The organism is Aequorivita xiaoshiensis (genome assembly GCF_022008395.1).
GTDB lineage: Bacteria > Bacteroidota > Bacteroidia > Flavobacteriales > Flavobacteriaceae > Aequorivita > Aequorivita xiaoshiensis.
The window spans coordinates 119566-140358 of the sequence record NZ_JAIRBB010000001.1 but is presented as its reverse complement, the minus strand read 5'-3'; the positions used below and the strand labels follow the sequence as shown (position 1 = coordinate 140358).

General features: G+C 34.2%; 17 protein-coding genes. 7 read left to right on the top strand and 10 right to left on the bottom strand.

Annotated elements, in window-relative coordinates; genetic code table 11:
- Window positions 1-10: 10 nt before the first annotated feature.
- Window positions 11-1783 (top strand): MutS-related protein, encoded by a 1773-nt coding sequence (locus K8344_RS00605; protein WP_237606328.1) that lies wholly within the window; start codon window positions 11-13, stop codon window positions 1781-1783.
- 10 nt (window positions 1784-1793) lie between these two features.
- Window positions 1794-2789 carry a metal-dependent hydrolase gene (locus K8344_RS00600; RefSeq protein ID WP_185099068.1) on the top strand — a complete coding sequence of 332 codons (996 nt, stop codon included), beginning with the start codon at window positions 1794-1796 and terminating at the stop codon, window positions 2787-2789.
- Here the strand turns inward: K8344_RS00600 and K8344_RS00595 are convergent.
- Window positions 2786-3214 carry a YybH family protein gene (locus K8344_RS00595; RefSeq protein WP_237606327.1) on the bottom strand — a complete coding sequence of 143 codons (429 nt, stop codon included), beginning with the start codon at window positions 3212-3214 and terminating at the stop codon, window positions 2786-2788. The two genes, K8344_RS00600 and K8344_RS00595, sit on opposite strands and share 4 nt — an antisense overlap.
- Window positions 3215-3262: 48 nt before the next feature.
- Window positions 3263-6271: an aminotransferase class III-fold pyridoxal phosphate-dependent enzyme gene (locus K8344_RS00590; protein ID WP_237606326.1), complete on the bottom strand. Its 3009-nt coding sequence runs from the start codon at window positions 6269-6271 to the stop codon at window positions 3263-3265.
- Window positions 6272-6517: 246 nt separating this feature from the next.
- Here K8344_RS00590 and K8344_RS00585 point away from each other — a divergent pair, with 246 nt between their 5' ends.
- Both K8344_RS00585 and K8344_RS00580 read left to right on the top strand, forming a co-directional pair.
- Window positions 6518-7045: a BCCT family transporter gene (locus K8344_RS00585; RefSeq protein ID WP_237606325.1), complete on the top strand. Its 528-nt coding sequence runs from the start codon at window positions 6518-6520 to the stop codon at window positions 7043-7045.
- 28 nt (window positions 7046-7073) lie between these two features.
- Complete coding sequence (locus K8344_RS00580; RefSeq protein ID WP_237606324.1) at window positions 7074-7307, top strand: universal stress protein; 234 nt, start codon at window positions 7074-7076, stop codon at window positions 7305-7307.
- Between the two features lie 93 nt (window positions 7308-7400).
- Here the strand turns inward: K8344_RS00580 and K8344_RS00575 are convergent, their stop codons facing one another.
- The 7 genes from K8344_RS00575 to K8344_RS00545 all read right to left on the bottom strand — a co-directional run bounded on the left by K8344_RS00575 (window position 7401) and on the right by K8344_RS00545 (window position 16579).
- A complete protein-coding gene (locus K8344_RS00575) occupies window positions 7401-8573 on the bottom strand; it encodes an ABC transporter permease (RefSeq protein WP_237606323.1) in 1173 nt (390 codons plus the stop codon).
- 122 nt (window positions 8574-8695) lie between these two features.
- A complete protein-coding gene (locus tag K8344_RS00570) occupies window positions 8696-9652 on the bottom strand; it encodes an HlyD family secretion protein (RefSeq protein ID WP_237606322.1) in 957 nt (318 codons plus the stop codon).
- 97 nt (window positions 9653-9749) lie between these two features.
- The gene (locus K8344_RS00565) at window positions 9750-11123 is read right to left on the bottom strand and encodes a TolC family protein (RefSeq protein WP_237606320.1); all 1374 of its coding nucleotides are present in this window, start codon (window positions 11121-11123) and stop codon (window positions 9750-9752) included.
- Between the two features lie 205 nt (window positions 11124-11328).
- On the bottom strand, window positions 11329-11889 hold the full coding sequence (locus tag K8344_RS00560) for a Crp/Fnr family transcriptional regulator (RefSeq protein ID WP_237606319.1): 561 nt from the start codon (window positions 11887-11889) through the stop codon (window positions 11329-11331).
- A 110-nt stretch (window positions 11890-11999) separates the two neighbouring features.
- Window positions 12000-15254, bottom strand: coding sequence for a CHAT domain-containing protein (locus tag K8344_RS00555; protein WP_237606318.1), 3255 nt, complete (start codon window positions 15252-15254; stop codon window positions 12000-12002).
- Window positions 15251-15997, bottom strand: a complete 747-nt coding sequence (locus K8344_RS00550; RefSeq protein ID WP_237606317.1) for a hypothetical protein — start codon at window positions 15995-15997, stop codon at window positions 15251-15253. Before K8344_RS00550 ends, K8344_RS00555 begins: the two co-directional genes overlap by 4 nt.
- Window positions 15998-16006: 9 nt before the next feature.
- On the bottom strand, window positions 16007-16579 hold the full coding sequence (locus K8344_RS00545; protein WP_237606316.1) for an RNA polymerase sigma factor: 573 nt from the start codon (window positions 16577-16579) through the stop codon (window positions 16007-16009).
- Between the two features lie 290 nt (window positions 16580-16869).
- On the opposite strand from K8344_RS00545, the gene K8344_RS00540 reads away from it, so the two are divergent.
- From K8344_RS00540 to K8344_RS00530, 3 genes are all read left to right on the top strand, one after another.
- Window positions 16870-17961: a diphosphomevalonate decarboxylase gene (locus tag K8344_RS00540; RefSeq protein ID WP_237606315.1), complete on the top strand. Its 1092-nt coding sequence runs from the start codon at window positions 16870-16872 to the stop codon at window positions 17959-17961.
- Between the two features lie 166 nt (window positions 17962-18127).
- Window positions 18128-19066, top strand: a complete 939-nt coding sequence (locus tag K8344_RS00535) for a mevalonate kinase family protein (protein WP_237606314.1) — start codon at window positions 18128-18130, stop codon at window positions 19064-19066.
- Window positions 19067-19210: 144 nt separating this feature from the next.
- On the top strand, window positions 19211-20122 hold the full coding sequence (locus tag K8344_RS00530) for a geranylgeranylglycerol-phosphate geranylgeranyltransferase (protein ID WP_237606313.1): 912 nt from the start codon (window positions 19211-19213) through the stop codon (window positions 20120-20122).
- A 37-nt stretch (window positions 20123-20159) separates the two neighbouring features.
- Here K8344_RS00530 and K8344_RS00525 read toward each other — a convergent pair whose 3' ends face one another.
- Window positions 20160-20693, bottom strand: coding sequence for an RNA methyltransferase (locus K8344_RS00525; RefSeq protein ID WP_237606312.1), 534 nt, complete (start codon window positions 20691-20693; stop codon window positions 20160-20162).
- Between the last annotated feature and the right edge of the window lie 100 nt (window positions 20694-20793).

The window sequence follows — 20793 nt, the reverse complement described above, 5'->3', positions numbered from 1 at the left end:
AATACCTATAATGAACAAACCATCAGAATTTTATAAGCAACAGATTAAGATCTACACCGAGGAGTTGCAAAACTTAAAACGCAAACTCGCTATTTCCAGCAGTATTCGATTGCTGGTTTTTTTATTAGCGTGTTTTGGAGTTTATTTTTTCTTCGGAAATGTAAAAGTGATAATTGCTATAATATTTATTGCTATTATCACTTTCATCTATTTAGTTACTAAGCATAGCGCGCTGCAATATGAAAGAGACTTAAGAAAAGCATTGATAGCTCAAAATGAAACGGAATTAGAAGTTTTAAATAGAGCTTTTCATCATTTGCCTTCAGGAGAAAGGTATTTAAATCCTAACCATTTTTACAGTCAGGATATCGATCTTTTTGGACGTGGCTCTTTCTTCCAATATTTAAACAGAACAGCCCTTGAAAGCGGCTCAGACTATCTAGCTGAAATTTTCACCGAAAACAAGGTTGATGCTATTCCTGAAAAGCAAAAAGCTATTCAAGAAATAGCTGAGAAAGCTGAGTGGCGTCAACGTTTCTCAAGTATTGCTTCCCTAGTAAAAACTGAAGCCTCAGTAACCGATGTTACAAGTTGGTTGAAAGATTATAAAGCATTTGCGCCAAAGTGGATTAAACCAGTTTCATTTGTTTTCACTATTGTATCTGTTGGGTTTTTTGTTTTAAATTACCTCGATTTACTTTCAGGTTATGTTACTGCTGGATGGTTTTTATTAGGTTTTGTCCTTACTGGTATTTATGGGAAAAAAATAAATGAACTATCATCTCGTACCTCCAAGCTACAAAGCATTTTCGACCAATTTCATAAACTGATTTTAGAGATAGAAGATGAAGAATTTACTTCAGAAATACTCTCTAAAAAACGTAATTCTGTAATTGAGACCGACACAAAAGCTTCAACCACCTTGAAAAAATTCTCTAGGTATTTGGATGTTTTAGAACAAGGGAATATCATGCTCTTTGGTCCGATAATCAATGGATTTACACTTCGCAACCTTCACCAATGTTATCATATTGAAGAGTGGATTAATGCACATAAAGCGAGTGTTCCACATTGGTTTGAGGTTATAACCTTCTTCGATGCTTATAACAGTTTAGGGAACTTCGCGTTTAATCATCCTCATTATGTTTTCCCTGAAATTAACGATAGGGTTCCCGTTTTAAAAGTAAATGGTGCTGGACATCCATTACTTGATGAATCGGTTATGGTTCGAAATGACATTTTAATAAATTCAGAAGAATTTTTTATTGTGACAGGAGCAAATATGGCAGGGAAAAGTACGTTTCTAAGAACGGTTTCGCTACAAATAGTAATGGGAAATATGGGATTGCCTGTTTCTGCTGAAAAAGCTGAATACAATCCAATAAAACTCATCACAAGTATGCGAACTACTGATAGTTTAACAGATGATGAATCGTATTTCTTTAGTGAGTTAAAGCGTTTAAAATTTATAGTCGACGAAATTAAAACCGACCGTTATTTTATCATTTTAGACGAGATTTTAAAAGGGACAAACAGTACTGATAAAGCTATTGGCTCTCGAAAGTTTGTTGAAAAACTTGTAGCGAGTAATTCTACAGGAATTATAGCAACCCACGATTTAAGTTTGTGTGCTGCAGCAGATGAATTGTCGGAAGTAAAAAATTACTTCTTCGATGCTCGCATAGAAAACGACGAACTCTTTTTCGATTATACTTTTAAACCTGGAATTTGTCAAAATATGAATGCTTCATTTTTGTTGAAGAAAATGGAGATAGTAGATTAGTTTTTTTATAATGGATTCAGTTACACAGATAGTTTTAGGAGCCGCAGTAGGTGAAGCAGTTTTAGGAAAAAAGATTGGAAACAAAGCTATGGCTTTGGGTGCAATTGCAGGTACAATCCCCGATTTAGACGTGCTTTCAAGTCATTTTACCGATACAGTTAATGCTTTAGAAATCCACCGAGGGTTTACACACTCAATTATTTTTTCCATTGCTTTTGGATTGTTTTTCGCCTGGATGTGTACAAAATGGGACAAACGAGCCAGATTAAAAGAATGGTTTTTATTCTGGTTTATGTGTTTTGTTACTCATCCCTTGTTAGATGCACATACTACTTGGGGAACCCAACTTTTTTGGCCATTTGATATCCGATTGGCATTTAAAAACATATTTGTAATAGACCCACTCTATACCTTGCCATTTCTAATATTTTTGATTTTGGCAATGCTTCAGAAAAGAGGAAGTATTAAAAGACAAAAGTTTAATAATCTAGGATTAATTGTGAGTAGTAGTTATATGGTAATTACCATAATCCTAAAAGGAATTACATACCTGAAGTTTGAAAACGCATTACAAGATCAAAACATTGATTACGTAGAATTGCAAACGAAGCCTAGCCCATTTAATACAATTCTATGGACCGCAAATGTGGAAACTGAAGATGCTTTTCTAATTGGCGATTACTCTTTTTTTGATACCAAACCAATTCAATTTTTTTCGCATCCTAAAAACCACGAGGCCCTTGGCGATTTAGCCAATGAAGACAAGGTAAAACAACTTATCAAAATCACCCAGGGTTGGTATACTGTTTCTGAAAAAGAAGGCGGAATTTACCTTAACGATCTTCGTTTTGGGATGATGAGTGTAGATCAGAGTGTTGGAAAATTCGCCTTTAGTTTTCGTTTAGATAAGGTAGGTGATAAGGTTGTTGTTACTGAAGAGCCAAAGGATAGGAGTGAGGCCAAAAGACTTCTTTCAGATCTTTGGGAGCGAATAAAGGGAAGTTAACAACTCATATCGGCTACAATTCTCCACTCGCCATCAATCTTTTTGAAGATAATTAAGAAAACACCATTTGCATTGCCCATTTTTCGAACCAAATGGTATTGCCCCATCACGTGATAGGAGTTTTCTTCAATTTTGGTGATTGCATCGATTGTGAAATTTAAGGTTCCTGTATGTTCTTTCGTAGGATAGGACTTTTTGTAGTTGCTTAATGTTTTTTGCCACCCGTTTGTAAGGCCGCTACTCCCGTAAAACTTCAAAGAATCACTCTTCCAGTAGCCTTGCATATATCCTTCTAAGTCGAATTGATTCCAAGCTTTTTCTTGTGATTTTAATACCGAAAGAATTGCTTCTTTATCAGAAACTTCTGTTTGGGAAACAGCAGTTAGCGTTGTAAATAAGCAGAAAAGTAGAAGTGTTTTTTTCATAATCGAGGGTTTTGACAAAGAGTTCCTTTATTAAAATTTCAATGGTTTCTAAGCGTAGCCGAAGGACATATAATCTTCACCAAAAACAGTATTCAGTCTAAGAATAAGCTCTTCTACATTCTGTTTACTAAAAACGATTGGCGGTTTTATTTTTAAAACATTGTGGTCTGGGCCATCAATACTCATTAAAATCCCAAATTGTTTCATTCTATTTGCCAAATAAGAAGCATGGTCAGGCAATGGGTTTTTATGTGAATCATTTAATTCGAAGCCTAAAAACAGTCCTTCCCCGCGCACATCGCCAATTATTGGAAATTGTTTCTGTAAACTTTTTAATTCAGTTTTTAAAAACCCACCAACTTCCAAAGCATTTTGTTGAAGGTTTTCTTCATCGATAATTTCTAAAACAGTGCGACCAATGGCGCAAGAAACAGGATTACCACCAAAGGTGTTGAAGTATTCCATACCTGTATTAAATTTTTCTGCAACTTCTTTTGTACAAGCCACAACTGCTAATGGATGCCCATTTCCTGCAGGTTTTCCCATGGTAACGATATCTGGTTTAACATCGTAAAGCTCAAATGCCCAAAAGGTTTTTCCCATTCGTCCGAAACCTGTTTGTACTTCATCGGCTATGCAAATACCACCAGCTTCGTGAACGTGTTTGTAAACTTTTTTGAAATAATCTTTAGGTGGAACAATTTGTCCGCCACAACTTATAAGTGTTTCCCCAATAAACCCTGCAATTTCTTTCCCTTCTGCTTTTAAAGTTTCAATAATTTCCTTGGCGTGTTGGGCATAATCTACACCGCAGTTATCTCCAGAATATTTCCCGCGGTATGAATCGGGCAGTGGTAAAATATGCGTCGTCTCAGGTTTTGGGAAACCACCTTTACCTTCAAACTTATAAGAACTCACATCCATCACGGCATTAGTATTTCCGTGGTATCCAACTTCAATAGCTAAAATATCATTATTGCCAGTTACCGTTTTCGCCATTCGCAGAGCAAGTTCATTAGCTTCGCTACCAGAATTTACAATGTGAATCACCGATAGATGTTCTGGAAGCTTTTTCAGCAGTGCTTCAGCATAAGCTATAATTTCTTTGTGTAGATAGCGGGTGTTTGTGTTTAAAACGGCCATTTGTCTTTGCCCTGCCGAAACTACTTTTGGATGCTGATGTCCAACATGGTTTACATTGTTTACGGTGTCTAGATATTTTCTTCCTTTAATATCTATCAAATAAACGCCTTCACCGCGTACAATATGCAAAGGTTTTTCATACGAAAGACTCAAACTTTTCCCAAGGTGATCTTTTCTGAATTCAATCATACTTTCTTCTGAAAGCTCTTGCTCTAAATTCTCAAGTTCTTCTTTAAATATCAGATTCGGATTAGGGCAAATGCTTTTCCAAACATCAACTTTTGCCGGTATCGCAACGCCGTTGAAGTTTTCGTTATTCCCTAAAAGATCCAAAATAATTTGAAAATGTAAGTGTGGCGCCCAGTTTCCATTTTCACTTGGAGATCCGATATAGGCTATAAGATCACCTTGTTTTACAGCTTGTCCAGGTTTTAAAATATCAAGAGAACTCAGCGTTAAATGTCCATAAAGTGTGTAAAATGAATCCCCTTCAAAACTGTGTTCTAAGATTATCATAGGGCCATAATCCTTATCGTAATTATTGTGGTGGATTACTTTTACAATAGCGTCAAAAGGTGCGTGAACTGGTGTTTCTGCCGGCACCCAGAAATCAGTTCCCAAATGTACGGTGCGATACTCAGGGCCGTTATTACCTTCACTTTTAAAAGCGTCGGTTGTGTAGAAAGGTCGAGTTTCTAAATAGCCATTTAAGAGTATGGTTTTTGGGTAGTGTTTCTGAAATTGTTTTAGTTTAAATTCTGAAACTTCAGGATCGTTGTATTCTGAAATATTTCCTAATAAAGTGCTGCCAACACTCATATCTAAGTTCACGATTTTTTCTGAAGTGACAGTGGGAAATATAGTTTTCAAGGAAATTTGATTGCTTTTCGCCCAAATTTCAAACTTTTCTTCCAATGGATGTGCTGAGTATCCACAAGCATTTCGGAAAGAATAATTTGCAAAACTCTCATTTACTTTAAACCATTTCAGCAGTAAATTCTGAGCAGGTTTTTCGCTTATAACATAGTATTCATCGTCAGGAAATTCTTCTTTTTTAATGGAGGCATTGGTAAGTGTTGTAGCCAAACGCATTCCAACCAAAGTGTAAAGACATTTTAATTCGTCTTCAGAAAAGCTATAGTTTTTGTTATAAGCTTTCACTATGTCTAAAGCTGCAGAAAGCGGGTCGGGAATTTCTGTAATCGCATAGGCTAAAGTTATGGCGAGATCATTTACGGTTTGAGTAAAAACTGAATCTCCAAAATCTATTAACCCTGAAATTTTTGGTTCTACTAAATCAGAAGTTACCAAGATGTTGTAATCGTTTATATCATTGTGTATAATGCTCTTCGGGAGATTTTTATAAATAGGCTGAATCTCTAAAAACCTAGTTTGAAAGTGTTGAATCGCAACTTTTTCTTCTCCATTGAAACGATTAATATGGTTGTTTGTCCAATCTGAATTCGCTAAATCCCATTCTAATCTTCTATTAGCTGAAGTGTTTTTGAAGTCCTGTAAAGCGTTGGTTAAACTTCCTGCTGCTTCACCTAAATTAGTTCTTAAGCGTTCAGTTTTAGGATTTACATCCGCCCAAATACGGCCAGGAACCCAAGAGAGTAATCGTGCGGTTTTGCCATTGGAAAGTGTTACAAGGGAATTGCCATTTTCAGATTTAAGAACTCTTGAAGTTTGAAAAGGCAGGTTTTTGGTTGAAAGATGGCTTAATATTTTATTCTGAAAATTCAGTAACGCATTGTTTTTTTCAGAAGAAATTTTTAGAAGATATTTCTCTTCTGTATTTGTTTCTAAAAGAAAATTTTCATCCTCATAACCGTCCAGCTCGATAGCTTCGGCGGTTATTTTAAAATGTTTTTGAGCGATTTTGGAAGCTTCTTGAGCAGTGATTTTAGACATAGCTTTATTGGAGTGTTACAGTAACAAATTTACTTAAAAATGTAGTCTCTTAAAGCTCAACGATTAGGTATAATTTTAGAATTATTTGTAAATCGAATTAATTTATGGTATAATGTCAGCTTTAAATTTTATAAAAGCTTTCTAAGGAAATTGTTTATAGACAGCTTTTCAGAAGTACTTAAAAGATTTAAGTGAAACGAATCTTCATAAATTTAAATCTCTAATTATTTAATAAACCATTTATATATGTCGATTAAAGTTACTCGTAAGGACAGCACTTCAACATTTCTTGGTCTAGTAGTTAATAAAACAGTATTTTTTTCTGCCATTGCGGTTGTGATTTTTAGTGTTGGGTTTACTCTTATTTTTGAAGATGAAGCCGAACACTATTTTGGAATTGCCCAAACTGCAGTATCTGCACATGGTGGGTGGATTTACACTTTAGCGGTAAACTTATTTATAGTTTTTTGCTTGTACATGGCTTTTAGTAAATTCGGGAAAATCCGAATTGGAGGTAAGAAGGCGAAGCCAGAATTTAGTTTATGGGCTTGGTTCGCGATGTTGTTTAGTGCAGGAATAGGAAATGGATTAGTGCTTTTTAGTATTGCCGACCCTGTTCGAGATTATCTTTCTCCGCCGCGTTTAGCGGGAGAAGAGCCATCTCTTATTGCACAAGAGGCGATCAACTTTTCATTTTTACATCACGGAATTCACGGGTGGGCAATTTATTCGGTTGTAGGACTTTCCTTAAATCAATTCGGAAAAGGCTATTGATAAAACTAAGAATCACCTAAAGGATAAAGTGAAGCAATTCAGAAAAAGATATAAACTCTCAGAAAATATTCCTTTTAAATATATTGATAGAGAAGGGTATTCGGTTGTTGAAGCTATTGAACTTCACGCAGAAAAAACGGATGCAGATATCGTTGTGGTTTCTGCAAGAGGTGGAAGTAATATCACGTCATTATTTGTTGGAAGTGTCACAAATGACCTGTTAATTAGAAATAGGAAAATGCCTTTATTGGTTATAAGATAATAGTGTTAACTTCAGCAGAAGTTGTTAAAGAAAAGCCTCTCTAAGGAATTCCTTGAGAGGCTTTTTTTGTTTGTGTTATTTTATGTTTCCTGTCTATTCAGTTATTTGTTTTCCTTTCTTTCTATGAAGACGAATCTTCAGTTGAAGTAGAATAACCATGGCTATAAAAGAAACGGCCATAATGATGAACAACATACCTAATTCTGGTTTTATTGAAGCTAAATCTCCGTCATAAAATGCAATTTTTCTAAAGCCGCTTAAAAACTGTGTCAGCGGAATGAATTGTGCAATATTGGTAATTGCGTCTGGAATAGCCATAGTTGGCCAAGTAAAACCACTTAAAATAAATGCAGGTGTAGAAATAACCATTAAAAGTTCGGTGGCTTTTAACTGACTAGGTATTGCAATTGAAAATAACATTCCAATAAAGATGGATGCAAATGTTAATAGTACAACTAATACAAACATCGGAAAGTTAAATATGTTGATGTCCACATTAAAATATGGGAAAAACAAAGCAACAACCAACCAGATTAAAGGAAGCATTATTAAAAATGGAGTGGTTTTTAGGGCTATAAGGTATAGAGAAGATTTACTTTCTTTTACCAAAGTTCCAAAGTAACCATCTTCAAAATCTCTTGAGAAAACCAAAGCCATTGCTAAGAAAATAATCTGCTGCATAATACCACCCAATAAACCAGGCAACATAAAGGTTACATAGTTACCAGTTGAGTTATACAGTTTGTTAACGTTAATCTTGAAGCTCTCATAAGAGGCTTTGGCTTGTGCAGGGTGCATCCCTTGTTTTTTCAGACCTTCTATTTCCATTCCGGCATTTAGCGTAAGTAAAACTGCTTGAATGTGATTACTAGCAGTGTTGGCGTTTAAAATATTCGCCATATTTAAATCTACGCGTATTTCTGGATGTTTTTTCTGAAATACATCTGCTTCAAAATTACTTGGAAGCGTAATGACCGCTGCATATTGCTGGGTCGGCATTTCATCGATTAGATTTCCTGCGGTATAACGAACATCGCTCACCAATAAACCTTCATTATCGCCAAACGCATCAATAATCTTGTCTGAAGTAGGGCTGCGATCTTGATCTATGATCACTATTGGTAAATCTACAACTTTGGCTTGTTGATATACGTAGCCAAATAAAATACCGTATAGAACAGGGGCTCCAAAAAAGATAGCAAGCAGTACATCATTTGCGAAAATACGCTTGAATTCAATTCGAAGATGTCTTATAAATTTATTCATAATTAAGTTTTTCATTAGACAATGACGATAGGACTTAAAGCTTGCAATTAGTTCGTATTTATCAATCTTCTATTTGATTTACTACCTACCTTTTGGCTCTAAGTCACTCCTTGAAAAGCTTGTTATTTAATAAGCATTGTTGCATTTAAATAAAACGTCTTGTCTTGAATGTTTCCAGTTGGAACTATTTTCAATTCGTAAATAGACTCGTCTAACCCATATAAAGGTGCTGTACTAGTAATGTTTGCATATTGAGCAAGTTGATTGATGGCAGTAATTTCAGCTTGAATAACTTCTTCGGTGTAAGGGTTCTCTATAGTTAGCTTTTGGCCTAGTCTATAATCGTATATTTTAGATTCTGGAATAGTAAATCTGAAATAAACACTGTTTTTTTTATAGCCATTAAACAAAGAATATCCTGGTGTTAACAATTCACCTTCTTCCAGACTAATAGTTTCAACAGACATGTCTACAGGAGCTATTAGATATTTTTCATTGACAGCCGAAGCTACTTCTTCTTTAGCACCTAAAGCTCTATCTAGTTGTCCTTGGGCTTGTTCTATTTGTTCGGCGCGAGCTCCTTTTCGCACCTCAGTACGTTTAGCTTCTAATGCTTCTACTTGTGCCTGTGCCATTGAAAGCTTCATTTTTACTTCATCAAACTGCTGTTGGCTCACTAGTGAATCTTTATACATGTTTTCTAAACGGTTGTACGATTCTTGCGCGAATTTCAATTGTGCTTTCCCAGAGTTTAATTGTTGCTCTATCTGGCTTAATTGTTCTGTGGTAGCTCCGTTATAGGCCATGTTTAATTGTCCTTGAGCTGCTGTAATTGCACCTTCAGCTTGCATCATTTTAGCACCTACTTCTGGAATATCGATAAATGCTAGAGTATCACCTTTTTTTACTTCTTGACCTTCGCTAACATATATTTTTGAAATTCTTCCACCAAGTTTACTGCTTAGGGAGATAGTTTCAAATTTAACTTTTCCTCTTTCTGTGGTTATTTTATCATCGCCACAAGAGCTTAAAGCTAATAAGGAAACAAGTGCGACTAATATGGTTTTAGTTGATTTCATCTTTATAATTTCTTTTAATCTATAATTTTAATGTAGGTTAGTTTTGTCGTCTTAAATCCATCGATTTAATTCTAAAGAAATCCTTTTCTCGACAGCTTTAATAGTTTAAAACTCCCTTGGCGTGAAGCAATTCTGTAACTGCTCGTCGCTGATCAAAAAGTGATTCTTGCAATTTAAAGTTTGCCTTTTCCAAATCGGTTAAGGCATCCAAAACATCATTTATAGAAGCTAAATCGTTTTTGTATTGTTTGTTTACCATTTCATAAGTGTCGGTAGCTAATTCAATTTCTTTTTTTACAATTTTTGAATTCTGTAACGTTGATTGATAAGCTTGGTTCGCTTTTATAATACTCACGTTGATTAACTCTTCAGCTTCTTCAATTCGTTCTCTATAAATTTCACTTTCTATTTTTGATTTCTTAGCCTTTATACTTGATTGAGTTCCGTCAAAAACATTCCATTGTATTCCAACCCCTACATACCATTTAGGGTCTAAAAGCGACAGGTATTCTTCAATAAATTCGTAATGACCTTTTAAAGCAACTTTCGGAATAAAATGGCTTTTTTCCATTTTGGATTTATAAAGCGTTGCTTGCTCAGCTTCTTCTAAGGCTTTAATTTCATTTCGCTTTTCAGTATTAGAAGTTGCATTCAAGCTAAAAGACTCCAGCTTTGGTCTTATTAATTTTAAATTATCTCTGCTTTCGCCTGTAAGTTGGTGTAGGGCTTCAATTAAAAGAGTTTTGTTGTGTTTGAATTCTAGTTTTTTACCTTCTAACTGCTGTTGTGCTAATTCAATTTTCTTTCTACCGATTGGGGTGGCAAGGCCATTTTCAATGGCTTTTCGCACATAATGCTCTTGTTCGTTTAGGTAGTTTTCGGAAGTGTTTAAAACTTTCTCCGAAGCATAAACCAAAGCAAGCTTATCATAGGTTTCAATAATTTTAAGCGCTAGCTTGTCTTTTTCTGCCATTCCCAAATAGTTTAGCGAAGACTCTTTATGTTTACTCGCTTTAATTGCGTTGCTTGCTTCAAACCCACTAAATAGAACCCAATCAACGTCAACAGATGTCTTTAAGATATTCTTATCCTGAAGATTTGGGGTTTCTTTTAAAGGAATTCCATCAGGAAATGGTGCGTTAAAAGGCACTCCCGCTCCTTCTTTTATAAGAAGTTTTTGCGTAGCAACTAAGAGGTTTTGAGTATCCTCGTCGAAAGTGATATCATCATTCAAACGAGTGTAGCTACCATTCAAAGTAACTTTTGGGATGAATACTGATTTCGCTAGCTGCTGATCTAATTTAGCTTGCTGTGCCTCAAGGGATTTAATATTCACCGTCTGGCTTTTATCTAAACCTTTTTTAATGAGGTCTTGCAAAACTGGATCTAATTCCTGTGAAAAACTTAAATTTGAAAACAATCCAAAAATACTGATACATAGGAAATTGAATAAGCCTATTTTGATTCGCATTTATTAAAGTTTTATAATTTTATTACAAATTTACAGTAACTAATGGAGGTTTCCTTTGACCTAAATCAAAAAAGTATATCTAAAATAATTTAAAAATCAGGTGCTTAGGGCAAAATGTTACTCTGAATTCAACGAATTACAAGCTAGAATAAAATATTTAGACTGTTAGGATGTGTTGTCTAGTGGTTAAAAAAAGTAAGATTTTTTATCCTCTACGAATGCGGCTTAGCGTTTCTGAAGTCATTCCAAGATATGAGGCTATATACCCTAAAGGTACGCGGTGGGAAATATCAGGAAATTCTGCCAACATATATTCATAGCGTTCGCGAGCGGATTGGAACTGAATAGCGTTAAGCTTGTTGACTACCTTTGTAAGCATTTCAATTGAAGCTAATCTTCCCAGCTGTTCCATTTTGTGGTATTTTGAAAACAATAGATCCATTTTTTCTTTGGAAATTGAATAAACAACAGAGTCTTCTAGAGTTTCTAAATAATACAAACTTGGGCGTTGTTGGAAAAAACTATCTACGCTACTCATAAACTTACCTACATTAAAAAACCATTGGGTTATTTCCTTGCCATCTTCTTTTAGATAATAACTTCTTACCATCCCTTTTTTTATATAATAAAGTTTTTTACAAACTTGGCCTTGCTCAATCAAACGCATGTTTTTAGGAATAAATTCTTCTTCAAAATGCGATGTAATATCTTTGAGCTCGTCTGTATCGAAAGGAGTAAGTGAAAGTAGAAAGTCTGATAATTCCATTTAGGGAGATAAAAGTTGTTTCCAAATATATCGAAAATTGATGGAGAAATGCAGGGTGAATTATGGAGTTAATAGGGTGTGTAAAAATACCTTGATTATGTTATAAAAATCTAAGTGTTGTGATTTCTGTCTTTACGATTTTTATAGAAAAAGATGAGGATTGCGAATGTTAATAAAATGCCAGTCACCCACCACCAAGTATGATCTGTATTTTCTTGTAATACAATTGGAGTTGTATCTCCAATTAAAACCAATCCAGCCCAATATTGCGGTGCTGCACCTCGGCCTTCTACGCTAGAGAGGTACTGTATTTTTGCCTTTTTTAGTGCTTCATCCTTTGGAAGTCCTTGAACGAGATAGTCATAAAAATATGCTACAATTTGGGTGCTAGATACCTCATCAATATTCCATAAGCTTGTTAAGATACTTTCACTTCCGGCGTAATTAAATGCGTGTGCAAGCGAAATTGCACCTTCACCAGATTGATAGATAGATTTTCCTGTTTCACAAGCTGTTAATATGGCAAGATTCGATGAAAGATTAGTGTTGTAAATCTCATAAGCATAAAGTGAATTCTCATCTAAGGCTAAATTTTTTCCTTTTCGCTTTGCAAACACTAACCGACTGAGTTCAGGGGTGATATTGTCGGATTCAGCGTGTGTTCCAATGTGTATAATTTTATGTTCTTTAGCATTATTGATAAACAAAGCTTTGCTAGCGTTTTCATTCATGAAATAATTTCCTTTAAAAACTTTGGCGTATTGCTTTACTAAGTTTTCACTAAATGGTTGAGGTAGGAGTGTTAAGTATGATTTATCCAGTTTCATCGAATCTTGTAAACCCAGTAGGTATTCTTGTTTCATATCCTTATTGAATCCTGGCGCAAAGCCGACATAATTTTCGTTATAATCCATAACTTTTCTGTTATCCTTATAGAGTAAAAGACTAAAATTGTACGAAATATCATACTTTGCTAACAGACTGTTTGTGGAGAACTCTTTAAAGCTTTTTATAGATTCTGGCGTCAACATTTCGAAGCTAATATTAAACAATTCCCTATCGGGAATCACAACCACTTTTTTAGTTTTAATGCTTTTTTCTAAAGGCTTCCAAAGCATTTTGTATAGATCGTGAAGCAACGCACTTTTTCTCTCCACTGAAAAATCTTCAATTGTCAATTCTTCTACTTTCGTCTCAAGAGTTGAATTGTTTAAAAGGAAAATATGTTTCTTAGATCGTGAAACCACAAATGCATTTAGTTTGTCTTCAATAAAAAGGTAGCGGATTACGGTAGTATTTTCGGAAATCTTTTCTTGTAAATCTTTTATTGGTTCTTCCAGTGTTTCATACCTCATTTTATAATATGTAGGATAATCCTTTTGTAGTTTTTTCATAAAAAGTTCCCACTTTTCAGACGCCGAAATATAGGTCTTTACGTCTGCATTGTTTTTTTCTAATGTCTTTGAAATATCATTTTTAAGAAGTTTTTCCTTTTCAATAATTTCGATCGGGACATTTTGAAAGGCAATGTTGTCGCGAATGTTTAATCGTGAACGAATGCGATTGTAAATTGCGGATTCATGAAGTGAAATAGCTTGATCTAGATAGAAATCATCCTTAGTGTTTTGATAAAGCTCTAGTAAAATCTTCTTTGCGAAGTTGAAGAGTTCGTTATTTTCTTTATTCAGAATAGTTAAATCGTCATAGTTATTAACTACTTTTTTACGTTGCTCTAAAATTGAAATTGCTTTGTTAAGTTCAGTTTTATACTGCTTCAGATCTGCTGTTGTTCTATTTTTTGACAGATGGTATTTAGAGGCTACGTTGGTAAGAATAGCAGTAGGTTTTCGATACTGTATAACAATAGAGTCGGCCGTGCCTATTTCTTCTGCCTTATTGAGAAGGTTAAACGCTATGGCTTTTTCGCTATACTCTAATGATTTTTTATAGTTTTTTAATTTGAAATGTACTATAGCCAAGTTTTGAAGCTGGAAAAACTCTTGCAATGTATTTTTTAAACTATTATTCCGAGAATACTTGTAAGCTTCTTCTGCTGCCGAAATGGCCTTCTCTTTTTCTCCTATTTTCACATAAAACTTAGACAAGTGAATAATTCGATCCAAATTATCCACAGAGTAGCGTCCTTGTGATATTTTCCTATAAATTCTATCCCCTTCTTCGTAATAAAACTTAGCTTTTTCTAAATCTCCCATTTCTTCATATAGCGTGCCGCCAACAGAATAAGCTGAAGCTTTCCAAAAAGAATCAACAACCTCGTTGTTTTTGTAATAATCAACAGCTTTTTTTAAGTGTAGTTCAGCGTCTTTAAAATTTTGATTGGTTGTTTTAGCTTGAGTTAAAATGATATGTGATATAATTAAATTCATATCGTTTTCCTCATATTCTTTTTGTTTAAGCGCATAGGAATACTCTAAGATCTCTTCGGTTCGTTTAAACTCACCTAAGGTGTTGTAATACGAACCTAGGTTGTCTAGTGTGCTAAAAACAAAACCCTTTGCTTGTTTTACAGCATGTTCGTCCTTAGAGGTTTTAATGAACTTTTGAAAGTCTTCAATTGCCTCATAAGAAATAGAAATAGCCTCTCGATTTTTACCCATCGCATTGAATAAAACAGACATATTCATTTTTAGTAAGCTCGGTCTAAACAATGAGTTTTTTAAATCGGTGGAGTCGGTTTTATTTAAAGCATTTAAAGCTTGCTCGAAGTAATATTTCGAACTGTCTAATTTAGATTCCTGCCATAAAATCCCCCCAAGAGCTGTATAAACCTTATTAAAAGATGTGTAGTTTTTTGTGGTGCTCTTATTGTAAAGTGCCAAAGATTTTAAATAATAGTTTTTGGCTAGTACATAATCTCCAATTCTCATTTTGTAGTACCCCAACATATATTGAACTGAAGCTGCATCGGTGTTTTCAGGATCAGTAATACGTGAAGTTGGTGCTTCAGCTTGTTTGAGAATGTTGTATGCTTTTTCTGTTTGCCCTGAATTGTGATAAACAGTTGAAAGTTCGTGCAGCGCTATTTTAATATAATGAGGGTTATTTGATAAGGTTATATAATCTGAAAGTTGTTTCGCTTTATATAATGCTTGTTGTGTTTCCCCATTATTAAGCTTTAAACTACCTTCAAGCTTTATGTATTTAGAAAGACTGTCGTATTGCTTATTGTTTTTATAAAATTGAATGTTATGTTTTACAATGGTTTTAGCTTTTTCTAATGAATCTTGATTGATGAGGTTTTGAATTTCGCTAACCGTCCGAATATTTTTTTGGGAATAAGTTGAAACAGTGCCGAGTAAGCAGAGTAGGGTAAATACACCTATTATTTTGACAATTTGTTTCATTCTTTCTCAAGTTGTCTGAGGAGTTTAGTGTTTTGAATGGATGGGATGTTTTTTAGCAACGTTTTGGCTTCTTCAATTTCACCTTCCTTTATCTTAGCCAGAGCCGCATAATATGCAGCTTCTTCTTTAAACATGCCTTCTTGAAAACGCTCTTGATTTGTCAAGTATTTTAATGATTCGCTAGCATCTCCTAAAGCTAAATTTGCTACACCTAAGAAATAGTTTAAAGTGTCATTTTCTGGGTTGTCTATTAGTAAAACCTCCCATTTCGAAATTGCTTTTTTATAATTTTCTTGCTTGTAGTCTAACATCCCTTCATAAAATTCGTAGCTATCTGCCCTTCCCATTTTTAAGGGTAATCCGATATCAGGTTTAAAGTTTTCTGCAAAAATCTTTTCAGCATTGTTGTTGCTGTTTAACATCCAAAATATACCAAACAACAATATCAATATAGCGGCAGCTGAATACCACATTGTATAAGATTTAGTGTTGGGTTTTGATAGGCTTTTTAATTTCGAATCTTCAGTTTCGTTTAGGTGTTTGTGAAAATCATTCAATTTAGAACGTCTAATGCTTTCCTCTATCTCTTCACGTACTTTTTTTATGTGTTCTATTTTTTGTTCAAAATCGGGTATTTGTTTTAATTCTTCAGAAATAGAATGTTTGTTTAAATCGTTTTGTCGATCTAAATAGGTTTCAATCATATCCCACTCTACTTGGGTGATTTCCATTTGGGTTTTCATTGTGGGGGATTATTTATAATTTAATGCTATTTCTTTTAACTTTTGAATGCATCTGTATTTCTTATTCTTGGCAGAAGCTTCTTCTATACCAAGATTTTCTGCTATAGTTCTTAAGGGAGCCTTGTAAAAATAAAACTGTGTTAAAATGTCTTTACAGGATTGCCCTAAGTTGTTGAATGCATTCAATGTTATAGACATTTGTAATTCGGCTTTTTCCATATCATTAGTTTGTGTATTGTCTTCAATTGAAAATTGATACAGCTTGTCGTTTATAGATGTTGTTTTCTTTTTTGTTGCACTTCTTGTGTAATCTATCCACTTGTTCTTCGCGATGGTAAACAAGTAGGCTTCTATTTGTTGTTTGTTAATAGGTTTAAAATCTCCAGAGCATATTTTTTTCCAACAGATTAAAAAAGCCTCTTGGAATATATCTTTTGCATTATCTATGGCTCCTCCATTTTTTAATATATAATACTTGGTTTTAGGGTATTCGGCTATGTAAAATTTTTGCATAGGCATTTCTTTATTGGTCAAAAAAGCATCCAATAACACGAATTTTTCCTTATTTAGTGTATTATTCATAGAAATCACTATGAAATATACAACATTTTTAAATTAGATTGTGAAAATATCTTGCATTCTATATTGTGCTTTTAGGTTTCTTAATTGTTACTAATGAATTGTTTATAGTTATAATGGGAAAATCTAAAAAGGTCATCACTAAAAAGCATTTATTTTGAAAAAAAAGTTTATTCTCCTGGAAAAGATGTAATTTATATACGAAGGAATAATGGCCTCAAGAAACAAAGGATTTTAAATTGTTGTCGTATTCATCAAAAAGTATTTTACTTTTGTTTTCTTAATTTTTAATTATGGCAATAGATCGTTTTGTTGGTTCAACTTATTCTCAAAAACTTTCCTCAGGAAGTGTCTCGTGGCAATCGCCTAGTAATATCGCATTGGTGAAATATTGGGGAAAGTACGGAGAGCAATTACCAATGAATTCTTCTATTAGCTTTTCACTTAAAAATAGTCATACAAATACTACAATGTTCTTCGAGCCAAAGAGTTCTGGCGAATTCGAATTTAAGGTGTTTCTTGACGGAAAGAGGGAAGCTTCTTTTGAACCGAAGATTTTAAAGTTTTTTAAAAGAATAGAAAAGTACATCTCTTTCTTAAGAGATTATAAATTTCGAATTGAAACCTCAAATAGCTTTCCACACAGTAGTGGCATTGCTTCTTCAGCTAGTGGAATGAGCGCTTTGGCCCTTTGTTTGGTGGATATGGAGCATCGACTGCACTCAGATCCCGGTGGTCAACCGTCATTGAGCGAAGCAGAAATGCAAAAAGCTTCATTCTTAGCTCGTTTAGGGTCGGGTAGTGCTTGCCGTAGTTTACAAGGACCAATTATTGTTTGGGGAGAACATCCCGAAATAGAAGGAAGTAGTAATCTTTACGGAACGCAATACAAGTTTCAGGTACACGAGATTTTTCATAATTATCAAGATACCATTTTATTAGTTGATAAAGGCGAAAAGCAAGTTAGCAGTTCTATAGGTCACGAGCTTATGCACAATCATCCTTTTGCAAAACAACGTTTTGAACAAGCTGGATTCAATTTATCGAAACTCATTCCCGTTCTAAAAAATGGCGATGTTACTGAATTTATAAAAATAATAGAGAGTGAGGCGCTATCATTACATGCGATGATGATGACTTCTATGCCTTATTTTATTTTAATGAAACCAAACACACTCGAAATTTTAAATCGTATTTGGGCATTTAGAGAGGAAACAGGTAGTAAAGTGTGTTTTACCCTCGATGCTGGTGCAAATGTACACGTTCTTTATCCCGAAGCTGAAAAGGGAAGTGTGCTAAATTTTATAAGTACCGAGCTTTCGCAATTCTGTAAAAACAATGAGTTTATTGTGGATGAGGTTGGTTTTGGAGCGGTAAAAAAATGATTTCTAAGTCATATTTTGTTTTAAGACAGATAATTGGACTGATTAGACTTTAGTTTTAGAATAAAAAAATTTACGCTTGTAATTCTTAAAAACTGTATCTTTGCAGCTCATATAGGTCAATTATTACTAAAAATAGTATTTTTAGACCTCACTAAGAATTTATCATATGCACGGCCCCTTATTTTATTCTAAGATTTTACTTTTCGGAGAATACGGAATTATAAAAGATTCTAAAGGACTTTCTATACCATATAATTTTTATAACGGGGCGTTAAAGATTGATAAGCATCATACCATTTCCACGCACAAATCGAATGCTAGTTTAAAGCGATTTGCTGATTATTTAGACAACCTTCAAAGTGAAAGTCCTGAATTGGTTTCTTTCGATATGGAAGCGTTAAAAAATGATATAGACGCTGGATTGTATTTTGATAGTAGTATTCCACAGGGATATGGAGTAGGGAGCAGTGGTGCATTGGTAGCTGCCATATATGATAAATATGCTACCAATAAAATTACTGTACTTGAAAACTTAACACGTGAAAAACTATTAACCCTTAAAAATGTTTTTGCCGAAATGGAATCTTTTTTCCACGGAAAATCATCGGGTCTTGATCCCTTAAACAGTTATTTAAGCCTGCCTATCTTAATCAATTCTAACGATAATATTGAACCTGCAGGCATTCCATCTCAAACCGAAAATGGAAAGGGTGCGGTTTTCTTGTTAGACAGTGGAAGCACAGGTGAAACAGCGCCAATGGTTCAGATTTTCATGGAAAATATGAAGCAGGAAGGTTTTAGAAATATGTTGAAAGACCAATTTGTGAAGCATACAGATGCTTGCGTTGAAGACTTTCTTCAAGGCGATGTAAAATCACTTTTTGGGAATATAAAACAACTTTCTAAAGTTGTTTTGGAAAACTTTAAACCTATGATTCCTGCACAGTTCCACAAACTTTGGAAAAAAGGAATTGACAGTAACGCCTACTACTTAAAATTATGTGGCTCTGGCGGAGGTGGATATATGTTAGGTTTTACCGAGGATATCGATAAAGCTAAAGAAGCACTCAAAGATTACAAGCTAGAAGTTGTTTATAATTTCTAATCTAAGGATTACAACTTATTTACAATCGTGAATCTGTCTGGTCGAGCACATTCGGATCCTCACCATATAAGTATATGTTATTATCGACTTCGTTTAAGTAGTATTGATAACTTTTTAAGCATCCTATTTTCAATCTTATAGTTTATGCTCAATCGAAAACAAAAGCTCCTTTTTCTTAAGTTTTTTAGCCTGTTTTCAGTGGTTCGTGGATACAATATTTTAATAATTGTAATTGCCCAATACCTTAGTAGTATTTACATTTTAGCACCCGAACTCCCCGTTCGAGAGGTTTTATTCGACGTTAATTTATTAATGCTAGTGCTGGCTTCATCTACTGCAATTGCTGGGGGGTACATCATCAATAGTTTTTACGATAGCGAGAAAGACTTTATCAACAGACCTAGAAAGACAATGTTGGATAGACTGGTAAGTCAGCATACAAAGCTATCTACTTATTTTATTTTAAACTTTCTTTCGGTAGTATTTGCTAGCTATGTTTCATTTAAATCGGTTGTCTTTTTCTCGATTTATATATTTATGCTGTGGTTTTATTCACACAAACTCAAAAAATTTCCTTTTATAGGAAATATGGTAGCAGCAATACTTGCAGTAGTTCCCTTCTTTGCAATTTTTGTACACTATGCGAATTTCGATATAGTGATTTTTGTTCACGCAACTTTTCTGTTCCTTCTTATTTCTATGCGTGAATTGGTTAAAGATTTAGAAAACCTAAAAGGAGATATCACACACGGATATAATACAATTCCTGTGGTTTATGGTGAAAGGACTTCTAAACTTATGCTTACGGCTTTAAGCTTGTTAACGCTTGTGCCAATAGTATTGCTAATAACAAAGTTTAAAGATGAAATAGGGTATATGGATTTCTATTTCTACGCAAGTATTGCTGGGTTAGTATTATTTTTAACAGTTCTGTGGAAATCGAAAAATAAGATTCATTATCTTATTTTACACAATATATTAAAATTTGCCATTTTAATTGGGGTGTTTAGTATTGTATTGATTAACCCAGGCTTCTTAGCAAATAAATTGTTTTAAAAGAAAAATCTCACCATTCTCCATTTATCACTAACCTTTACTTCATCTTAACAAATAAATCCCAAACCACTACGCCAGCGCTTACTGAGATATTAAGTGAATGTTTTGTACCAAACTGTGGGATTTCAATAACTGCATCGCTTGCAGAAACAACTTTTTGCTGCACGCCTTTAACTTCATTTCCAAAAATAATAGCGTAAGTTTTGTCTTTTGCTATAGTAAATTCATTGAGGTTTATGGAGTCTTCAGCTTGTTCAATAGATGCTATATATACGCCTTCTTTTTTCAATTTAGCAATAACATCAAGTGTGTTTTCGGCGTATTCCCAATCTACACTGTCTGTTGCACCAAGTGCGGTTTTATGGATGTCTTTGTGCGGAGGTCGTGCGGTGATACCACAGAGATAAATTTTTTTAACTAAAAAAGCATCGGAGGTGCGAAAAACAGAACCGATATTATTCAAGCTTCTTATATTGTCGAGAATAATAATTAATGGAGTTTTTTCTGAAGCTTTGTATTCTTCAGGGTTGATGCGGTCTAATTCGCTGTTTTTTAGTTTGCGGTTTTTCATAGGCCGACAAAGTTAATCCTTATAAATTAAAAGTGGAAGGCTAGTTTCTGCTACTTCACAAAAAGATAGGGTTAAGGGAAAGGTAAATTAAAAAACCAAT